Below are 19238 nucleotides of genomic sequence, written 5' to 3' on the forward strand. Positions count from 1 at the left end.
GGTCTGTCGCGTTCTGGAGGTCGACAGTGCATTGGATCGGGTCGGGCCGCCGCGAAGTGGGTGATCACCGGCGGTGCAGGGCGATGCCCGCCGTGTCCATGCGACCGGCGTGGCCGCTCGACAAACGTGTGCGTCTCCTTAGAATCCGGCGTTCAGGGGATGGAGCCTCAACGAATGGATTCGATGTCGAAGCGGCTCGCGCTGCTGGCGTACGCGCTTGTGTGGTCCAGTCCGGTCGCGGCCCAGCAGGTCTACAAATGCGTCAACTGGCAAGGCGCGGTGACCTACCAGTCAGAGCGTTGCAGTGATCGCGACCGGATCGATCGCGTGTACGACACGAACCGCGAGATCGAGGTCGACGGCCGCGTCGTCCGCAACTTCGTGCCCAGCACGGCCGCGAACGATCCCGGACTGTCGCGGCGCTACGGCAGCCCACAGAACGCCGATGGCAGCTACAAGTCGGATGCGCTGTGCGGCGTCGCGACCGCGGCGACCAGTGGCCACCGGCGTTACCGGAACATCGAAACACTCGCGGGGGATGCAAGGCTGCGCTCCGCGCATTGCAATCACACGCGTGGCCCGGGCAGCTGAAAGTCCGCGAAGTCGGCACGCTCGCTCGCAACAGGTGCAGCCGTGGAGCGATCCAGCCTTCGTCCATCGAAAGCCGATGTCCGGAGCTGGATCGGGACTGACGCGCGGGCAGTCGACGGACGTCTTCAATCGTGTCGTGCCGCGAGGCAGCGACTGTGCGGATGCAGCTTCAGTCCGGTTTCACCTGCACGACGACCTTGCCTCTCGCGCGGCCCTTGCCCAGGTGGACGAGGGCCGCGTGCGCCTGGTCGAACGGGAATACCCGGTCGATCACGGGCCGGATCCGGCCGGATTCGAGCAGCGCGGCGATCTCCGCGAGTTGCGCGCCGTCCGGGCGCGCGAACAGAAAGGAATAGGAGAGGTCACGCTGCTTCGCGAGGCGCCGGATCTTCCGGCTCATCCATCCGAACACCAGCGCCAGCAGGCCATTGAGCTTGCGCGCACGGGCGAACGCCGGGTCGAGCGGCCCGACCAGCGAGACGATGCGGCCACCGGATTTGAGAATGCCGACGGACTGTTCGATCACGTCGCCACGCAGCGTGCCGAGTACGACGTCGTAATCGCGCAGCACCGTGTCGAACGTGTCCCGCGTGTAATCGACGACTTCATCCGCGCCCAGGTCACGCACCAGCGAGACGTTGCCGGTACTGGTGGTCGTGCCGACGTGTGCGCCCAGATGCTTCGCCAGCTGGATCGCAAACGCGCCGATGCCGCCAGATCCGGCCGGTACGAACACTTTCTCGCCAGGTGCGAGATTCGCGCGCTCGCGCAGTGCCTGCCAGGCGGTCAGGCCGACCATCGGGATCGACGTGGCCTGCACGAAATCGAGATTGGCCGGCTTGTGGGCGGCAACGCGCTCGGGCACCGCTGCGAACTCCGCGAGTGATCCGTTGCCCAGATCGAACAGACTCGCGTAGACCGCATCGCCCGGCTTGAAGCGCGTCACGTTCTGGCCGACTTCGACCACGATACCTGCCAGATCGCTGCCCAGCGTCGCCGGCAGATCGAACTTCAGCACCGCTTTGAAGGCACCGGTCGGAATCACGTTGTCGATCGGGTTCAGACCCACCGCGTGGATCTGTACCAGCAGTTCGTCGGGGCCCGGGACCGGGCGCGGCACATCGCTGAACCCGATATCCGGCGACTTGCCGTAACGCTTGAACGTGAGTGCCTGCATCGTGGTGCGTCCTTGAACTTGCGTGGGTCTGGCCGTTCGCAATGCGACCGGCCGCGTCTGAAGTGGATCAGCGCGTGGCGAGATACCGCTCGGCGGCATGCGCCTGGCGCAGATCCGACATCAGGCCCAGACGCGCGCCTTCCAGCGCATCCCAGCGTTCGGCCACGTGCAGCGGCGGAATGGTCACGGCTTCGCGCCGGTCGAACCCCACGAGCGCGGCATTTACCAGTTCGGCGGTGTCCATCAGATCGGGGAGGGTAGTGGGATCGACGCCTGCCCGCTCCCAGATCTCGGTGCGCGTGCCGGCGGGCAGCACGGCCTGCACGTAGACACCCTTTGGTCCAAGTTCCAGACGCAATCCCTGCGACAGATACAGCAGGAATGCCTTGGTCGCGCCGTAGACCAGCGCGCCGAATTCCGGTGCGAAGCCGACCACCGATCCGATGTTGACGATCGCGCCTGCACCCGACTGGGCGAGGCGTGGCGCGATGGCCGCCGCGAGTTGTGTCGGCGCCGTCGTATTGAGCGCGATCAGGCGTGCGACGCTGTCGCTCGACTGGGCGAGAAAACCGCCGGACTGGGCCGCACCTGCGTTGTTGATCAGGATGCCGATGCGTGCGTCGGTGCGCAGGCGCGCGGACACCGCTTCGAGATCCTGCGGATGCGTCAGATCGGCGCGCAGTACGTCGATCTTGACACCGTTTTCGGTGTGCAGACGGGCGGCCAGTGCCTCCAGGCGGGACTGGTCGCGCGCAACCAGCACGAGATCGTGGCCCCGCTGTGCGAAGCGTTCGGCGTAGACGGCACCGATGCCACTGGAGGCGCCGGTGATCAGGACTGCGGGAAGGTCATTCATGGCATCCGCTTCGCGTTGATTGATCGATCGAGGTCGGCCCGTTCCGGGTCGGTGGGCGGCACACTTCACGCCCGCCGAACAATGATGATGACCGTAATCTTTGAAGTCAATGGATTGATGATGATCGACATCAATGTATGCTTGTCGCCGTACTCACGAGGAGACGGCGGCATGCGGGTGACCAAGGCACAGGCATCGGCGAACCGGGCACGCGTGGTGGAAACGGCCTCTGCGCTGTTCCGGGAGCGCGGTTACGACGGCGTGGGCGTCGCCGACCTCATGGCCGCCGCCGGGTTTACCCACGGCGGGTTCTACAAGCAGTTCCAGTCCAAGGCGGATCTCATGGCCGAGGCCGCCGCCTGCGGATTCGAACAGGCCGCGCAACGCGCCGCGGCACAGACGCCCGCCGATTTCGTCGCGTATTACCTGTCACGCGAGCACCGCGACCATCGCGGCGCCGGCTGCACGATGGCCGCACTCGGTGCGGATGCGGCACGGCAGTCGGACGCCGTCAGGGCGACGTTCGCAGAAGGCATCGAAGGTCTGCTGGCCGACATCCAGAACGCCAAGGGCGAGACCGCGTCGCCGGACGGCAGACACGTCTCGCGCGCAGAGACGCTGGAGATGATGGCGCGCCTCGTTGGCGCGCTGGTGCTGTCACGTGCATGCCCGGACGACTCTCCGCTGGCGGATGAGATTCTGGAAGCGTGTCGAGGCAAGCGTTCCGGTATGCAGCGGGAGGGCAATTCCGAAGCTTTTTGATGGGTGGACGCTGCTGTCTCGGGCCCATCATGAACTTCGCATAATGTACATTATGTAATAACTGGATTGCTGTTGCGTATGCGCAGGTGGCGCCCATTCCGGGCGCCACCTGCTCAACCATCTTCAGAACCAGGTCCGCAACCCGATCACGATCCGGGTGTCGTCCGGTGCTTCACCCATGGCGTCCCGCAGATCCCGGGTATCGCCGTACGCGCGTTCGTGTACGACGCCGATGTAAGGCGCGAATCTGCGGGTGAACTCATAGCGCAGTCGCAGGCCGGCTTCGGCCTTGGCCAGTCCGCTGCCGATGCCGCGGGCTGGATCGTCGCGGCGCGCCAGTTCGAGTTCGACCACGGGCTGCAGGATCAGGCGGTTCGTCAGCAGCAGTTCGTATTCGAGTTCGAGCTCGCCGATGACCTGGCCGCCTTCGCCGGCATACGCCATCGCCGAGACCTCGAACATGTACGGCGCGAGGCCCTGGATGCCGACGGCCGCGAACGTCTGTGACGGGCCCGGCCGGAACGACTGCCGGGCGCCGGCGACGACGTCCCACCACGGCGAGATGCTGCGTCCGTAGAGCACGTCGAGATCCGCGGCATGGGTGCGCCCTGCACTGCGCTCGCCGCTGGCCTTCAACCACAATCGATCGGTGTCGCCGCCGATCCAGGCATCCGCTTCCCAGGCCTGGCCGCTGCCGTGGTCGCCATCGAATGCCTCCAGCCGGTCGATGCGTACGAAGCTGCGGATCGCGTCGCCGTGCATGTCGTGACCATGCAGATGCGCGGGAAACGCGGCGGCGCGATCGGCATCGGTGATCGGTGGCAGCGGTTCGCGCGGCGGATGGTCGGCCGGTAGATCGCCGGCTGGCTGCGCGGCTTCACTTCGATGATGCGCGTGCGCGTCGTCGGTTGCGGGTGGCATCTCCGGCTTGCTGGATTCCGGTTGTCCCGCGTGACCTGTGTGACCTGCGTGCGCCGAATCATCCTGCGCAGTGTCGGATTCGGCACCTCCGCGATGCTGCGCATGCGGGTCATCTGCACGCTTGTCGTTCCCGGCCGCAGAGTCCGCGTGCCCGCTTCCATGTGCCGGATGCGCGGCCGCCGGGGCCGCTTGGGGGCGAGGTGTCGCGGCGGGTTCTGCGGGCGTGCGGTGATGTGCGTGGGGATCTGTCACAGGTGGCGTTGCGGGTTTCGACGCGCTTGGTCGCTGCGGCGTCGGCTTCGCTGCAGCAGGCTTGGTGGCCGGCGGATGATGCCCATGCGCGCTGTGCTGCGCGTGCGCACTCCCGATCGCGGTCCACAATGCGGCGGCCAGAACGCCGGTGCGCAGGAGTGTCGATGAGGCGCTCATTCGACCACCTGCACTTCGCGGAACATGCCCGCTTCCATGTGGTACAGCAGATGGCAGTGATAGGCCCAGCGTCCGAGCGCGTCGGCGCGCACGCGATAGCTGCGTTTCGAACCGGGCGGCATGTCCACGGTGTGTTTGCGCAACTGGAAGTTGCCCTGCGCGTCTTCGACGTCGCTCCACATGCCATGCAGATGGATGGGGTGCGTCATCATCGTGTCGTTGACCAGCACCACGCGCAGCCGCTCGCCGTAGTTGAGCCGTAGAGGTTCCGCATCGGCGAACTTGATGCCGTCGAACGACCACGCGAACTTTTCCATATGACCGGTCAGATGCAGCTCGATCTCGCGCCCGGGTGCGCGGCCGTCGGGATCCTCGAACAGGCTGCGCATCATGCCGTAGGTCAGCACGGTACGACCGTTGTCGCGCAGGCCGATGCCGGGATCGTCGAGCCGGTGTGTCGGCGCCATCGTCTGCATGTCGACCAGCGGATTGTTGCGTTCGCTGTCGGGATGCGTCTGCATCGCGACGGCGCCGTGATCGCCCTGCTCCATCGAGGCGTGCCCCATCGACGCATGATCCATCGAGGCGTGGTCCATTGCGGCGTGATCCATGCCATGCCCCAGCGCCGCATGATCGGGCGCACTCCCCTGCCCCGCGCCGTGCCCCGCATGACCACCGCCGTGCATGCCGCCGTGGCCCATGTCGTCCATCGTCAGGATCGGTCGCGCGTCCACGTCGGGCACCGGCGCGCGGAGGCCTTCGCGCACGGCGAGCGTGCCGCTGACGAAACCGGTGCGGCCCATGTCCTGGGCGAAGATCGTGTAGGCGTCCTGTCCCGACGGCTCGACGATCACGTCGAAGGTTTCGGCCACCGCGATGCGGAACTCGTCGACGCTGACCGGATGCACGTACTGGCCGTCGGCAGCGACCACCGTCATCTTCAAACCCGGGATACGCACGTCGAAATACGTCATCGCCGAGCCGTTGATGAAACGCAGGCGGATCTTCTCGCCGCTGCGGAACAGCGCGGTCCAGTTGCCCGGAGACGTCGTGCCGTTCATCAGATAGGTGTACGTGTGTGCGTTGACGTCGGAGATGTCGGTCGGCGTCATCCGCATGTGCCCCCAACCGCGGCGCTCGGCCATCGTCGCCCGCAGGCCGTCCTCGCGCGCGTCGCGGATGAAGTCACCGAGCGTGCGTTTGTAATAGTTGTCGTGCTCGGCCATTTTCTTCAGCCGCGCGAACAGCGCCTGCGGCGGCAGGTCGGTCCAGTCGGTCAGCAGCACGACGTAATCGCGATCGAACGCGAACGGTTCCGGCTCGATCGGATCGATGATCAACGCGCCGTACATGCCGGCCTGTTCCTGGAAACCGGAATGGCTGTGGTACCAGTAGGTGCCGCCTTGGCGCACGTCGAAGCGGTACTGGAAGGTCTCGCCGCGGTGGATGCCGTCGAAACTCAGGCCCGGCACACCATCCATGTTCGACGGCAGCAGGATGCCGTGCCAGTGGATCGAGGTCATGTCGCCGTAGATCGAACCGGCGGGCAGCGCGTTGCGCACGCGCAGGCCGACGGTCGTCCCTTCGCGCCAGCGCAGGATCGGCGCGGGCAATGACCCGTTGATCGTCGCCGCGGGTCGCGTGCGGCCGGTGAAGTTGACGAGGGTCTCGCCGACGACGAGGTCGAAATCGGTGCCGGCGAGCACGCGGCTCGTCGGCGATTGCAGCGCCCAGCTGGCGCGTGGCCACAAGCCTGCACCCGCGGCGGCGATGCCACCCAGCGCGAGGCCCTGCACGAAACGACGGCGCGACGGCGCGACGCCGTCGTCCGCGGAAATTCGGAATGTCATGTCTTGCTCCAGATCGGAAACCGGATCGCGAGGCGACCCATGCCCTGCCCCTGTCGAGGCAGCGATGCGATCAGGTGCGCAGAATCGGAGGTCGGACGGGATCGTCGAGACGCGGCGCGGCGCGATCGGTGGTCACAAGCAGGGCGACGACCGTGCCGCCAGTGGATGCGGCGATGCGTGGCACCACCGGCAACACGCTGCCGCAGCCGTGCAGGCACAGACAGTCGCCGCCGTCGCAACAGCTGTCGGGCGCGGGGGACTTCTGTTCGGGCGCAGCAGCATCTGCGGATGCATCCGCATCCGTCGAATGACACGGCGGCGGCGCCTCGGAGGCGACGTGCGCCGCGTGCGACATCACCGGCGCTGGCCCCGCAGCTGCGAACGCAGCGCCCACGCCGTCGAATGCCAGCAGGACGGCGAGCAGCAGATGCAGCAGCACGAGCTCGGAAGAACGCATGCGGCGAGTATACGTCGGCGCGCGAATGCGTCGCGGTGCGCGAGCCGGCGCAGCGATCGCACATGGCAGAACGGGCAGCTCTCGCGAGCTGCCCGTCTGTTTGTAAAGTGGCGTCCCCACGGGGATTCGAACCCCGGTGTCCACCGTGAAAGGGTGGTGTCCTAGGCCTCTAGACGATGGGGACGCAGAAACCTGCATCATTCTATCGATCGGCCTTTGATCGACAGACAAATTGTGGTGGAGCCAGGCGGGATCGAACCGCCGACCTCCTGCATGCCATGCAGGCGCTCTCCCAGCTGAGCTATGGCCCCACGTTTGGGAGCGCGAAATTGTAGTGTTCCGTATCGGCAACGTCAACAGAATTTCGCACTTCCTTCGTTCGCTCCGATTCGTTCCGGAGAACGTCTCAGCCGGTGGCGCCGGCGTTGCTGCGATCGAGCCGCGCATCATCCGGATTTGGACGCAGGCTTGCAAGCCCATGTCCCTGATCGTCGAGATACTGCAGCCACTTCCCGAGGAATGTGTTCATGCGCAAGCGGTGATCGACCACTTCGTCCGGTGGCGGAAACATGCCGATCACGTCCTGCCAGCGGCGGCCCACATAGCAATGCGTCGCCTCGACCTGCCCCGCATCGCGATACAGACGCAGATGCGCGGACGGATCCGGTTGACCGGTCACCGGGTCGAGCATCGCGTAGCTCAGGCGCAGCTGCGTCGTGTACGGATGCTGCTCGACGACGTCCAGCAACACCGGCAAGGCGCCGGGCACCTCGGACCGGTAGCGGCCGGGTGCGAGGCTCGCGGGATCGAACAGGCGCACCAGGCGCTCGTGGTTCTCCGCGTACAGCGCCATCAGCCAGCCGAAGCGGCCCATCGAGGGCACGCGGGGACGGCGGCGGGTCAGGACTTTTTCCATGGATCGATGCTACATCCGCGGCGATGAATCCGTCAGGATCGATCGACAGCGTGCGGGATGGGGTTCCGGGCCCGCCGTCCCCATCTCCGGAGCGACGTCTCAGTACATGACGCGTTCGATGCCCAGGGTCGACAGGACCTTGCTGGAGATCTCCTCGATCGAGGTGTGCGTGGTGCTCAACGAGGGCATGCGTTCGGCGCGGAACAGCGCCTCGGCCGCGCTCACTTCGTGCTTGCAGGTCTCCAGCTTCGCGTAGCGCGAATTGGGCCGGCGTTCCTGCCGGATCTGCGCCAGGCGCACCGGATCGATCGTCAGGCCGAACAGCTTGGCGCGATGCGCGCGCAGCCGCGGCGGCAGCCGGTCGTGCTCGAGGTCTTCCTCGGTCAGCGGATAGTTCGCTGCGCGCACGCCGTGATGCAGCGCCAGATACACGCAGGTCGGCGTCTTGCCCGCGCGCGACACCGCGACCAGGATCACGTCGGCCTCGTCGTAGTTCGTCGCCATGCCGTCGTCGTGGGTCAGCGCGAAGTTCATCGCGTTGATGCGGCGGTGGTAGGTCTCGAAATCGACCATGCCGTGCGCCCGACCGACGCGCGACTCGCGCGTTTCCAGCAGTTCGCGCTCCAGCGGCTCGATGAACGGTGCGAACACGTCGAGTACGAGCGCCCCGCTCTCCCCGAGTACCAGTGCCAGGCCGGTGTCGACGCAGGAGCTGATGACGATCGGACGCACGCCCATCGCCTCGCCGCGGGCGCGGATCAATCCCGCGACCTCGCGCGCGCGTGCCTCGTTGTCGACGAACGGAATCCGGTTGGTACTGAACTGCGTGCCGCTGAACTGGGTGAGCAGGCTGTGGCCGATGGTTTCGGCGGTGATGCCCGTGCCGTCGGACACGTAGAACACCGGGCGGGGACTGGACATGCGGACTCCGGAAGTCACGGATGAGCGCCGCGGCGCCCGGGAAGGCTAAAATAGCCGTTCGATGCCGGGCCTGCCCGACCTCCTTTTCGATCAACGCGACACGGAGTCTCACCTTGAGCGCCAACATCCTGTGGCTGCATGACCTGCGCCTGTCCGACCTCGCCCAGGTCGGCGGCAAGAACTCGTCCCTCGGCGAGATGATCGGCAACCTCGCCAAGCTCGGCGTTTCGGTGCCCGGCGGTTTCGCCACCACGGCCGATGCATTCAAGGCGTTCATCGCCCACAACGATCTGCACCAGCGCATCTTCGATCGCCTGGCGCCGCTGGACGTCGAAGACGTCGCCGCGCTGACCGCGGCCGGCAAGGAGATCCGCGGCTGGGTCATCGATGCACCGCTGCAGCCCGATCTCGACGCGGACATCCGCGCCGCCTACGACACGCTGGCGTCCGAGAACGGCGGCGGCGACGTCGCCGTGGCCGTGCGTTCGTCGGCGACCGCCGAAGATCTGCCCGATGCCTCGTTCGCCGGCCAGCAGGAGACGTTCCTCAACGTCACCGGCGCCGACGACGTGGTGGTCAAGGTCAAGGAAGTCTTCGCCTCGCTCTACAACGACCGCGCGATCGCCTACCGCGTGCACCACGGCTTCAAGCACGAGGACGTGTTCCTGTCCTCGGGCGTGCAGCTGATGGTGCGTTCGGACATTGGCGCGTCCGGCGTGCTGTTCACGCTCGACACCGAATCCGGTTTCCGCGACGTGGTGTTCGTGACGTCCAGCTTCGGTCTCGGCGAAATGGTCGTCCAGGGCGCCGTGAACCCGGACGAGTTCTACGTCTACAAGCCCACGCTGCGCGCCGGCAAGCCGGCGATCCTGCGTCGCGGCATCGGCAGCAAGCAGCTGCGCATGGTCTATTCCGATGTGCCGGGCGAGCGCGTGCGCATCGAGGACACGCCGGCCGACCTGCGCGACACCTTCTCGATCACCGACGAGGACGTGCAGGAACTCTCGCGCCAGGCGCTGATCATCGAGGAGCACTACAAGCGCCCGATGGACATCGAATGGGCGAAGGATGGCGCCAGCGGCAAGCTGTTCATCGTGCAGGCGCGTCCGGAGACGGTGAAGTCGCGTGCCAAGAACACCCAGATCGAGCGTTTCTCGCTCGAGCAGCGTGGTGACGTGGTCTGCGAAGGCCGCGCGATCGGCCAGAAGATCGGCGCCGGCGTCGCGCGCGTCGTGCGTTCGCTCGACGACATGAGCCGCGTGCAGCCCGGTGACGTGCTCGTCGCCGACATGACCGATCCCGACTGGGAGCCGGTGATGAAGCGTGCCGCCGCGATCGTCACCAACCGCGGCGGCCGTACCTGCCACGCGGCGATCATCGCCCGCGAACTCGGCGTGCCGGCCGTCGTCGGCACCGGCAATGCGCTGGACACGATCGAAGACGGCCAGGAAGTCACGATCAGCTGCGCCGAGGGCGATACCGGCTTCATCTACAGCGGCATCCTGCCGTTCGAGCGCATCACCACCGATCTGACTTCGATGCCAGAGGCGCCGCTGAAGATCATGATGAACGTCGCCAACCCCGAGCGCGCGTTCGACTTCGGCCAGCTGCCCAACGCCGGCATCGGCCTGGCACGTCTGGAGATGATCATCGCCGCGCACATCGGCGTGCATCCCAACGCCCTGCTCGAGTACGACAAGCAGGACGCCGAAACGAAGAAGAAGATCGACGCCAAGACCATCGGTTACGGCAGCCCGGTCGATTTCTACGTCAACCGCCTGGCCGAAGGCATCGCGACGCTGACCGCGTCGGTCGCGCCGAACCCGGTGATCGTGCGTCTGTCGGACTTCAAGTCCAACGAGTACGCGAACCTGATCGGCGGCACGCGTTACGAGCCGGAAGAAGAGAACCCGATGATCGGCTTCCGCGGCGCCAGCCGTTACGTCGATCCGTCGTTCACCGAAGCGTTCTCGCTCGAATGCCGCGCGGTGCTCAAGGTCCGCAACGACATGGGCCTGGAGAACCTCTGGGTCATGATCCCGTTCGTGCGCACGCTCGACGAAGGTCGCCGCGTCATCGAGGTGCTGGAGAAGAACGGTCTGAAGCGCGGCGAGAACGGCCTGAAGATCATCATGATGTGCGAGCTGCCGTCGAACGCGCTGATGGCCGACGAGTTCCTCGACATCTTCGACGGCTTCTCGATCGGTTCCAACGATCTGACCCAGCTCACCCTGGGCCTGGACCGCGATTCGTCGATCGTCGCGCACCTGTTCGACGAACGCGACCCGGCGGTCAAGAAGCTGCTGTCGATGGCCATCAAGGCCGCGCGCGCCAAGGGCAAGTACATCGGCATCTGCGGCCAGGGCCCGAGCGATCACCCCGATCTCGCCCAGTGGCTGATGGACGAAGGCATCGAGTCGGTGTCGCTCAATCCCGACACCGTCGTCGACACCTGGCTCAAGCTCGCGAAGTCGAAGGCCCGCGCCGGCTGATTCGCAGCGACAGCGTCGAAACGCAGAACGCCCGGGCTTGATGCCCGGGCGTTCTGCTGTGTGGCGCCGGTCGGCAGCGGGTCCTGCGGCCCAGGGAACGCCCGTCAGGGACTCGCGAGTGCTGCCATGTGCCGGCGATAGTGGCGCAGTTCGTCGATCGAATCGCGCACGTCGCTGAGTGCGGTGTGCGCCGAATGCTTGGTGAAACCCGACAGCACCTGCGGCGCCCAGCGGCGCGCGAGTTCCTTGATCGTGCTGACGTCGAGATTGCGGTAGTGGAAGAACTTCTCCAGCGCCGGCATCTGCCGGTGCAGGAAGCGCCGGTCCTGGCAGATGGAGTTGCCGCACATCGGCGACTTGCCCGGCTCGGCCCACAGCTGCAGGAATTCGAGCGTGCGCGCCTGCGCCTCGGCCAGTCCCACGCCCTGCTCCAGCGAGCGCTGCCACAGGCCCGAACGGCGATGCTGGCTGCGGTTCCAGTCGTCCATTGCTTCCAGCACGTCGAGCGGCTGCACGATCGCCAGTTCCGGGCCTTCGGCGAGCACGTTGAGCTCGGCATCGGTGACGATGGTCGCGATCTCGAGGATCTGGTCGTGGTCGGTATCCAGGCCGGTCATTTCCAGATCGATCCAGATCAGCCGGCCCTCGATGGCCTTGTCGGCATTCATGCGTGCATTCGCCTTACGCGGAGTGACGGCGCATGATATCGCAGCCGTCGCTGCCGCCAGGTCCGCAGTGTTCCCTTCCCAGATGTTGTCCAATCCCGCCTTGACGCACTACGCCATTCTCACCGCGATGCTCGCCCCGGCGTTCTTCCTGACCGCCACCGCCTCGCTGCTCGGATCCGCGAACGCGCGGCTTGCGCGCGTCATCGACCGCACGCGCTCGCTGCTGCGCGATCTCGCCGATGACGAGGGCAACGATGAAGAAGACCGCCGTATTCTTGAAGAGCGCATCGCGCTGCAGCGTCGCCGCAGTCGCATCATCCTGCGCGGCAGCCAGCTGCTGTACGTGGCGATCAGCTGCTTCGTCGGCACCAGCCTGACGGTCGCCGGCGATTCCTTTTTCGGCCACAAGTTCGAACAAGCGCCGACGCTGCTGGCCTGCCTGGGCGTGCTGGCGATGTTCGCGGCCAGCCTGCTGCTGGCGCGCGAGGCCTCGATGGCCGTGCATGCAGTCAACGAGGAAATGGACGATGCGCACCGCCGGGCGAACCGGCGCAGTCCGTTGATCTGAGACGGTTGCGCGGCGGCTGCCGGCGCGACGTGCGTGCACCGCCCTCGCCTGCCCTCTGGCGAAGGATCGGGCACTCAGCGCGGTGTCAGCCCACGCTTGGCGCGGAAATAGTTCGTCAGCATCGGCCCGGCGACATCGGCCAGAACGCCACCCGTCACTTCGATGCGATGGTTGTGGCGCGCGTCGCCGAGCACGTCGAACACGCTGCCCGCGGCGCCGGTCTTGGGATCGAATGCACCGAACACGACGCGCGCGACGCGGGCATGGATCATCGCCATCGCGCACATCGCGCAGGGTTCGAGCGTCACGTACAGCGTGCAGCCGATCAACCGGTGATTGCCGAGTGCGCTGCCGGCACGCCGCATCGCGACGATCTCCGCATGCGCGCTGGGATCATGCTCGGCGATGTTGCGGTTCCAGCCTTCACCGATCACGCTGCCGTCCGCGTCGACGACCAGCGCGCCGACCGGAATCTCGTCGTCCTCGTGCATCGCGCGCTCGGCCAGCGCCAGGGCGCGCGCCATCCAAGAGGCGTCGGTGTCCTGGGCGCTGGTCGGCACGATCGACGGCATCGAAACCTCAGCGCGTCTCGCGGATGTGCGCGGCGAAGTCCTGCACGAACGTGCCGAGCTGCGCGCGTACCTTGTCGTCCTGAAGCGTGCCGTCCTCGCCGAAGGCCTGGCCCGCGCGCGAGACCAGCAGACGACCGCCGGCCCACTGCCGGCAACCGAGCGTGCGCAGCACCGGCAGCCACGCGGTCTGCGACAGGATTGTGCCGAAGCCGCCGAGCGATGCGCCGATCACCGCGACAGGGCGGTCGCCGAACAGGGCGGGGATGCCGCTGCCCGGTCGCGAGAGCCAGTCGATCGCGTTCTTGAAGACGCCCGGGATGCCGTTGTTGTACTCGGGCGTCACGAGCAGCAGGCCGTCGGCCGCGAGGATCTGCGCCTTCAGCGCTTCGACCGCGGCCGGAATGCCGTCACGTGCTTCGACGTCGCCGTCGTAGAGCGGAATGCCGTGCAGCGTGGCTGCGTCGATCGTGAGCGCATCGGACGCGAACGCCTGTGCGGCGCGCAGCAGGCCGGTGTTGTACGAAGCGGCGCGCAGGCTGCCTGAAATGCCGAGAAGTCTGACCATGTCGCAATCCGCCGGGGTCTGGCGGCGCCGCGCCGCAGTTCGGCGGCGACTTTACCGCAGGCGCGATAGCCGGGCGTGGCTCAGCGCGAATCGCGGCGCCATCGCGCGGCCTCTTCGCGGATCAGTGCGCGCTCGGTGGCGTCGAGCCGTTCCAGACTGCGCACCTGCTGCGCGGTGCGCGGGTTGGCGGCCAGCAGCGCGTCGTGGCGCAGCATGAAATCCCAGTACAGACGCGTGTACGGGCAGGCCTGCGGTCCGGTGCGCTGCCCGGGATCGAACGGACATCTGCGGCAATAGCTGCCGGCGCTCATGCGCTCGATGTAGCGACCGCTGGCGATGTAGGGCTTGCTGGACATCAGCCCGCCATCGGCGAACTGGCTCATGCCGAGCACGTTGGGCATCTCGACCCATTCCACCGCGTCGACGTACACCGCGAGAAACCAGCGGTGCACCTGCGCCGGCTCGACACCCAGCAGTTGCGCGTACAGACCGATGACCATCAGCCGCTGGATGTGGTGGGCGTAGCCGAGCTTGAGTGTCTGCTGCAGCGCGTCGGCCAGGCACGGCATCGGCGCGTCGCCGGTCCAGTAGAAGCCGGGCAGATCGCCGGTCGCCTGCAGCGCATTCGACTCCGCGTACCGCGGCATCTGCGTCCAGTAGACGCCGCGCACGTATTCGCGCCAGCCGAGGATCTGGCGGATGTAGCCTTCCGCGGCCGCCAGCGGTGCCCTGCCCGCGCGCCATGCGGCCTCGACCGCGTCGACGACTTCGCGCGGGTTGAGCAGCTTGAGGTTCAGCGCGGACGCGATCTGCGAATGCCAGAGCCACGGCGCATCCGGCCACAGCGCATCCTGCCAGCGGCCGAAGGCCGGCAGCCGCTCCTCGACGAAACGTTCGAGCGCGTGCAGCGCCTGCGCGCGGGTGACCGGCCACGCGAACCGGTCCAGATCACCGGGGTGATCGGCGAAGCGCGTGCGCACGAGAGCGAGCACGTCGCGCGTGATCGGGTCCGGCTCGACAGGCGGTGGCGCTGGCACCACGCCCGGACCCTGCGCGTCGAACGGTGCGCGGTTTTCGGTATCGAAATTCCAGCGCTCGCCGGCGGGCACGTCGCCTTCCATCAGCACGCGATGCGTGCGGCGCATGTGCCGATAGAACGTTTCGAGCCGCAGTTCGGGCTGACCCCGCGCCCACGCGGCGAATGCGCGCACATCACAGTAGAAGTGCCTGTCCGGTTCGATCACCAGTTCGACGCCTGCCGCGGATGTCGCGGTGCGGATCGCCTGCAGCACGCGCCAATCACCAGGTGCGGTCATTCGCACGGACCGCGGCTGATGGCGTTCGATGGCCGATGCCAGTTCCGCGGCGAGCGTGCCGCGATTGTCCGGCGCATCGAGCGTCCGGTAGTCGACCGTCCAGTTGCCAGTGCGCCGATCCTGCGCGAAGTGCCGCATCGCGCTCAGGAACAGCGCGGTCCGCATCTTCGTGGACCACACGTGCGTGGATTCTTCGGCGACTTCCGCCATCCACACGACGTCGTGCGCCGGGTCGCAACCATTGAAGGCCGCCGCGGTCGGATCGAGCTGGTCGCCCAGCACGACGATGATATGGCGGACTGGATCAGCCATCACGTGACGAATCGGGCGCGTCCGCAGCGCGCCTGTTGCGACGGCACCGCTCCGAGCAGTAACGCACCTCGTCCCAAGTCTTCGCCCAGGCGCGACGCCAGGTCATCGTGCGGCCGCAGACCGCGCAGGGTTTGCTGGGCAGGAAGCTCTTGTTGCCGGCGAATCCGCCGTCGCGCCTGGGTGACATCGCTACCCTGCCCTGTCCGTGCAACCACGGGATGATCCGGATCGGCGTCGCAGGACGTGCGACCGTTCCTGCGTAGCGCACATGATCTCCGATCCGCAGCCGCGGGCAGCCGGGCCCTGCATGCTCAGGCGCTGCACGCGAACACCAGAAACTGGTGCAGTGCGTTCGCCGGTGCCGACAGTGCGTCGTCGGGCCGCCAGACCAGGCCGACTTCCATCGGCGGGACTGCATCGTCGAGCGTGCGCACGTCGATCCGGCGGCCTTCCAGCGACCACGGCCGGTAGACCATGTCGGACAGGATGCTCACGCCGAATCCGTAGGCCACCAGTCCGCGCAGCGCTTCCAGCGACGAGGTGCGGAAGGCGACGTTGGGCTCGCGCTGCACCGATTGCCAGTAGCGCAGCGCCGAGGCTTCGCCCTCGTCCACCTTCAGCATGATGTAGGGATACGCGGCCACGTCGGCCAGCCCGATCACCGGCTGCTGGGCCAGCGGATGCGACTCGGCCAGCCACAGTTGCCGGCGCGAGCGGATCAGCAGCTGCCGCTTCAGCGTGTAGGGCTCGACCATGTTGGAGATGATGCAGAGCCCGAAGTCGAGCGCGCCTTCGGCCACGCCGCGTTCGATCTCGACCCGGTCCATGTCGATCAGGTCGATCTCCACCAGCGGATACGAGCGCTTGAACCGCGCCAGCAGGCTCGGCAGGAAATAGCCGAGCACGGTGTACGACGCGCCCACCCGCACCGTGCCCGCTAGGGTGTTGGCCAGGAACATCGGCTCGCTGAGGGCGTCCTGCAGGGTGTCGAGGATGTGGCGCACGTGCTGGTGGAAGCGGTGCCCTTCGGCGGTCAGGGCCACGCCGTGCGGCATGCGGTCGAACAGGCGCAGCCCCAGCAGGGTTTCGAGCTGGGCGACGGCGGTCGTGATCACCGACTGCGAGACGTGCAGCTTGCGCGCGGCCTGCGAGAACTGGCCCAGCTCGGCGGCCTCGGCGAAATAGCGCAATTGCCGCAGCGACATGTTGGCGGGGATCTGCATGCGGCGCTCCGGCGGGGCTCGGGTATCTGAATAAACAATACCTCATAGTCAATTAAACAAATTTACGATATTCGCTGCCGCCTTTAGACTTCACGTCTGGCGGACTGCGTCACGCTCCACGCCGCCTTGAAAGCCGCGGGCCGACGCCCGTCCGACCGGGAGAAGCGTTCTTGCACTGTGCCCCGTCCAGTCCGCCCAGGCCCGCGCATCGCGCGCCTGCCGTCGCGCCGCCAGCCGTTCCGGTCCACGACCGCGCGTCCCGCATCCGCACCGCCCTCTTCGTTGCCGCCGTCCCCCGCCGCCGGCATGCCTGCAGCTCCATGACCCATGCCCAGCGAGGCCCCTGACATGTCCACATCCCAGAATCCGGCCGCGACCGAACCCTTGCGGTTGCACGTGCCCGAGCCGAGTGCCCGTCCGGGCCAGGCCACCGACTTTTCCTATCTGCAGCTCAGCCCGGCCGGCAGCGTCGACAAGCCCACGCTGGACGTGACCGCCCAGCAGACCATGCCGATGACCCGGCAGCTGATCCGCGTGCTCGACGACAACGGCGACGCCGTCGGTCCGTGGGCCGCCGACATCGACGACGATGTGCTGCTGCGCGCGATGCACGCGATGCTCAAGACCCGCGCGTTCGATGCGCGCATGCTGATCGCACAGCGCCAGAAGAAGACCTCCTTCTACATCCAGTGCACGGGCGAGGAAGCCATCGCGGTCGGCCAGACCCTGGCACTGCGCGACGGCGACATGCAGTTCCCGACCTATCGCCAGCAGGGCATCCTGATCGTCAAGGACGTGCCGCTGGTCAGCATGATGTGCCAGATCCTGTCGAACGCCGCCGACCCGCTGAAGGGCCGCCAGCTGCCGATCATGTATTCGTACAAGGACGCCGGCTTCTTCTCGATCTCCGGCAACCTGACCACCCAGTACATCCAGGCCGTGGGCTGGGCGATGGCCTCGGCCATCAAGGGCGACACCAAGATCGCGACCGCATGGGTCGGCGACGGCGCGACGGCCGAGGGCGACTTCCATGCCGCGCTGGTGTTCGCGCACGTCTATCGCGCGCCGGTGATCCTCAACGTGGTCAACAACCAGTGGGCGATCTCGACCTTCCAGGCGATCGCCGGAGGCGAGAACACGACCTTCGCCGCGCGCGGCGCCGCCTATGGCATCCCGTCGCTGCGCGTGGACGGCAACGACCTGCTCGCCGTCTATGCCGCCTCGCGCTGGGCCGCCGAGCGTGCGCGCAGCAACCTGGGCTCGACGATGATCGAGTGGGTGACCTACCGCGCCGGTCCGCACTCGACGTCGGATGATCCGTCCAAGTACCGCCCCGCCGACGACGCCCAGCACTTCCCGCTCGGTGATCCGATCGATCGTCTGAAACAGCACCTCGTCAAGCGCGGGTTGTGGAGCGACGAACAGCACGAGACCGTGCGCGCCGAACTCGACGCGGAAGTCTCGCGTGCATTGAAGGAAGCCGAAACCCACGGCCTGCTCGGCAGCGACAACCGTCCTGGTGCCGCCGACATGTTCAACGACGTCTACAAAGAGCTGCCCGAACACCTTCGTCGCCAGCGCCAGCAGTTGGGAGTCTGACCATGAGCGAAACCCAGAACAGCGGCGGTTCGCCGATGACGATGATCCAGGCGCTGCGTTCGGCGATGGACGTGATGCTCGAGCGCGACGACAACGTCGTCGTGTTCGGCGAGGACGTGGGCTACTTCGGCGGCGTGTTCCGCTGCACCGATGGCCTGCAGGCCAAGTACGGCAAGCAGCGCGTGTTCGACGCGCCGATTTCCGAAAGCGGCATCGCCGGCGCGGCGATCGGCATGGCGGCCTACGGCCTGCGTCCGGTCGCCGAGATCCAGTTCGCCGACTACATCTATCCGGCCTACGACCAGATCGTGTCCGAGGCCGCGCGCCTGCGCTATCGATCGAACGGCATGTTCACCTCGCCGCTGGTGTTCCGCACGCCCTGCGGCGGCGGCATCTACGGCGGCCAGACCCACAGCCAGAGCCCGGAGGCGATCTTCGCCCACGTGGCCGGCCTGCGCACGGTGATGCCGTCCAACCCGTACGACGCCAAGGGCCTGCTGATCGCCTCGATCGAGAACGACGATCCGGTGATCTTCCTCGAGCCCAAGCGCCTCTACAACGGCCCGTTCGACGGCCACCACGACCGCCCGGTCACGGCGTGGTCCAAGCACGCCGACAACCTCGTGCCCGAGGGCTACTACAGCGTGCCGCTGGACAAGGCCGCCATCGTCCGCGAAGGCAAGGCGGTCACGATCCTGACCTACGGCACCACGGTGTGGGTGGCGCAGGCCGCGGCCGAAGATGCCGGTATCGACGCCGAGGTCATCGACCTGCGCAGCCTGTGGCCGCTGGATCTCGACGCGATCACCGAATCGGTCAAGAAGACCGGTCGCTGCATCGTGCTGCACGAGGCCACGCGCACTTGCGGCTTCGGTGCCGAGCTGGTCGCACTGGTGCAGGAGCACTGCTTCTATCACCTGCAGGCACCGGTCGAACGCGTCACCGGCTGGGACACCCCCTATCCGCATGCGCAGGAATGGGACTACTTCCCGGGCCCGGCCCGGGTCATCGAAGCGTTGCAGCGCGTGCTGGAGGACTGAGCC

19 protein-coding genes and 2 tRNA genes are annotated in these 19238 nt (G+C 66.9%); 6 read left to right on the forward strand and 15 right to left on the reverse strand.

The features are described from left to right. Positions 1 to 183: 183 nt before the first annotated feature. Positions 184 to 591, forward strand: a complete 408-nt coding sequence (locus tag V3391_RS04865) for a DUF4124 domain-containing protein (RefSeq protein ID WP_332077273.1) — start codon at positions 184 to 186, stop codon at positions 589 to 591. Positions 592 to 760: 169 nt separating this feature from the next. Here the strand turns inward: V3391_RS04865 and V3391_RS04870 are convergent, their stop codons facing one another. Further along, positions 761 to 1768 carry an NADP-dependent oxidoreductase gene (locus tag V3391_RS04870; RefSeq protein WP_332077274.1) on the reverse strand — a complete coding sequence of 336 codons (1008 nt, stop codon included), beginning with the start codon at positions 1766 to 1768 and terminating at the stop codon, positions 761 to 763. A gap of 67 nt (positions 1769 to 1835) precedes the next feature. Next, complete coding sequence (locus V3391_RS04875) at positions 1836 to 2624, reverse strand: SDR family NAD(P)-dependent oxidoreductase (RefSeq protein ID WP_332077275.1); 789 nt, start codon at positions 2622 to 2624, stop codon at positions 1836 to 1838. Positions 2625 to 2795: 171 nt separating this feature from the next. Here V3391_RS04875 and V3391_RS04880 point away from each other — a divergent pair, with 171 nt between their 5' ends. Continuing rightward, complete coding sequence (locus V3391_RS04880) at positions 2796 to 3386, forward strand: TetR/AcrR family transcriptional regulator (RefSeq protein WP_332077709.1); 591 nt, start codon at positions 2796 to 2798, stop codon at positions 3384 to 3386. Positions 3387 to 3509: 123 nt separating this feature from the next. On the opposite strand, the gene V3391_RS04885 is transcribed toward V3391_RS04880, so the two are convergent. The 7 genes from V3391_RS04885 to ppsR form a co-directional block, all read right to left on the reverse strand. Continuing rightward, on the reverse strand, positions 3510 to 4307 hold the full coding sequence (locus V3391_RS04885) for a copper resistance protein B (RefSeq protein ID WP_425497195.1): 798 nt from the start codon (positions 4305 to 4307) through the stop codon (positions 3510 to 3512). A 425-nt stretch (positions 4308 to 4732) separates the two neighbouring features. Beyond that, positions 4733 to 6586 (reverse strand): copper resistance system multicopper oxidase, encoded by a 1854-nt coding sequence (locus V3391_RS04890; RefSeq protein WP_332077277.1) that lies wholly within the window; start codon positions 6584 to 6586, stop codon positions 4733 to 4735. A gap of 70 nt (positions 6587 to 6656) precedes the next feature. Further along, positions 6657 to 7043 (reverse strand): CopL family metal-binding regulatory protein, encoded by a 387-nt coding sequence (locus V3391_RS04895; RefSeq protein ID WP_332077278.1) that lies wholly within the window; start codon positions 7041 to 7043, stop codon positions 6657 to 6659. A 108-nt stretch (positions 7044 to 7151) separates the two neighbouring features. Further along, a tRNA-Glu gene (locus V3391_RS04900) sits at positions 7152 to 7227 on the reverse strand. 51 nt (positions 7228 to 7278) lie between these two features. Further along, positions 7279 to 7354, reverse strand: a tRNA-Ala gene (locus tag V3391_RS04905). Between the two features lie 95 nt (positions 7355 to 7449). Next, positions 7450 to 7959, reverse strand: coding sequence for a DUF1249 domain-containing protein (locus V3391_RS04910; RefSeq protein WP_332077279.1), 510 nt, complete (start codon positions 7957 to 7959; stop codon positions 7450 to 7452). A gap of 99 nt (positions 7960 to 8058) precedes the next feature. Further along, entirely contained in the window at positions 8059 to 8880 is an 822-nt protein-coding gene (ppsR, locus tag V3391_RS04915; RefSeq protein WP_332077280.1) for a posphoenolpyruvate synthetase regulatory kinase/phosphorylase PpsR, read from the reverse strand. A gap of 113 nt (positions 8881 to 8993) precedes the next feature. Between ppsR and ppsA the strand changes: the two genes are divergently transcribed. Continuing rightward, positions 8994 to 11372: a phosphoenolpyruvate synthase gene (gene ppsA / locus V3391_RS04920; protein WP_332077281.1), complete on the forward strand. Its 2379-nt coding sequence runs from the start codon at positions 8994 to 8996 to the stop codon at positions 11370 to 11372. 104 nt (positions 11373 to 11476) lie between these two features. Here the strand turns inward: ppsA and orn are convergent, their stop codons facing one another. Continuing rightward, positions 11477 to 12040: an oligoribonuclease gene (gene orn, locus V3391_RS04925; protein WP_332077283.1), complete on the reverse strand. Its 564-nt coding sequence runs from the start codon at positions 12038 to 12040 to the stop codon at positions 11477 to 11479. 100 nt (positions 12041 to 12140) lie between these two features. Here orn and V3391_RS04930 point away from each other — a divergent pair, with 100 nt between their 5' ends. After that, complete coding sequence (locus V3391_RS04930) at positions 12141 to 12608, forward strand: DUF2721 domain-containing protein (protein ID WP_332077285.1); 468 nt, start codon at positions 12141 to 12143, stop codon at positions 12606 to 12608. 74 nt (positions 12609 to 12682) lie between these two features. Here the strand turns inward: V3391_RS04930 and tadA are convergent, their stop codons facing one another. From tadA to V3391_RS04955, 5 genes are all read right to left on the reverse strand, one after another. Next, a complete protein-coding gene (gene tadA / locus V3391_RS04935; RefSeq protein WP_332077286.1) occupies positions 12683 to 13180 on the reverse strand; it encodes a tRNA adenosine(34) deaminase TadA in 498 nt (165 codons plus the stop codon). A gap of 7 nt (positions 13181 to 13187) precedes the next feature. Next, entirely contained in the window at positions 13188 to 13745 is a 558-nt protein-coding gene (locus V3391_RS04940; protein WP_332077288.1) for an NADPH-dependent FMN reductase, read from the reverse strand. An 80-nt stretch (positions 13746 to 13825) separates the two neighbouring features. Then, positions 13826 to 15373, reverse strand: a complete 1548-nt coding sequence (locus V3391_RS04945) for a cryptochrome/photolyase family protein (protein WP_332077289.1) — start codon at positions 15371 to 15373, stop codon at positions 13826 to 13828. Further along, positions 15366 to 15791, reverse strand: a complete 426-nt coding sequence (locus V3391_RS17795; RefSeq protein ID WP_425497196.1) for a DUF2256 domain-containing protein — start codon at positions 15789 to 15791, stop codon at positions 15366 to 15368. The genes V3391_RS04945 and V3391_RS17795 overlap by 8 nt, the downstream gene beginning before the upstream one ends. Then, complete coding sequence (locus V3391_RS04955) at positions 15685 to 16596, reverse strand: LysR family transcriptional regulator (protein WP_332077290.1); 912 nt, start codon at positions 16594 to 16596, stop codon at positions 15685 to 15687. The genes V3391_RS17795 and V3391_RS04955 overlap by 107 nt, the downstream gene beginning before the upstream one ends. Positions 16597 to 16944: 348 nt before the next feature. Between V3391_RS04955 and V3391_RS04960 the strand changes: the two genes are divergently transcribed. Next, positions 16945 to 18195: a thiamine pyrophosphate-dependent enzyme gene (locus V3391_RS04960; protein ID WP_332077291.1), complete on the forward strand. Its 1251-nt coding sequence runs from the start codon at positions 16945 to 16947 to the stop codon at positions 18193 to 18195. A gap of 2 nt (positions 18196 to 18197) precedes the next feature. After that, a complete protein-coding gene (locus V3391_RS04965; RefSeq protein ID WP_332077292.1) occupies positions 18198 to 19235 on the forward strand; it encodes an alpha-ketoacid dehydrogenase subunit beta in 1038 nt (345 codons plus the stop codon). Positions 19236 to 19238: the final 3 nt, after the last annotated feature.

Source organism: Luteimonas flava, from assembly GCF_036584485.1.
In the GTDB taxonomy this organism is placed as follows: Bacteria; Pseudomonadota; Gammaproteobacteria; order Xanthomonadales; family Xanthomonadaceae; genus Luteimonas; species Luteimonas flava.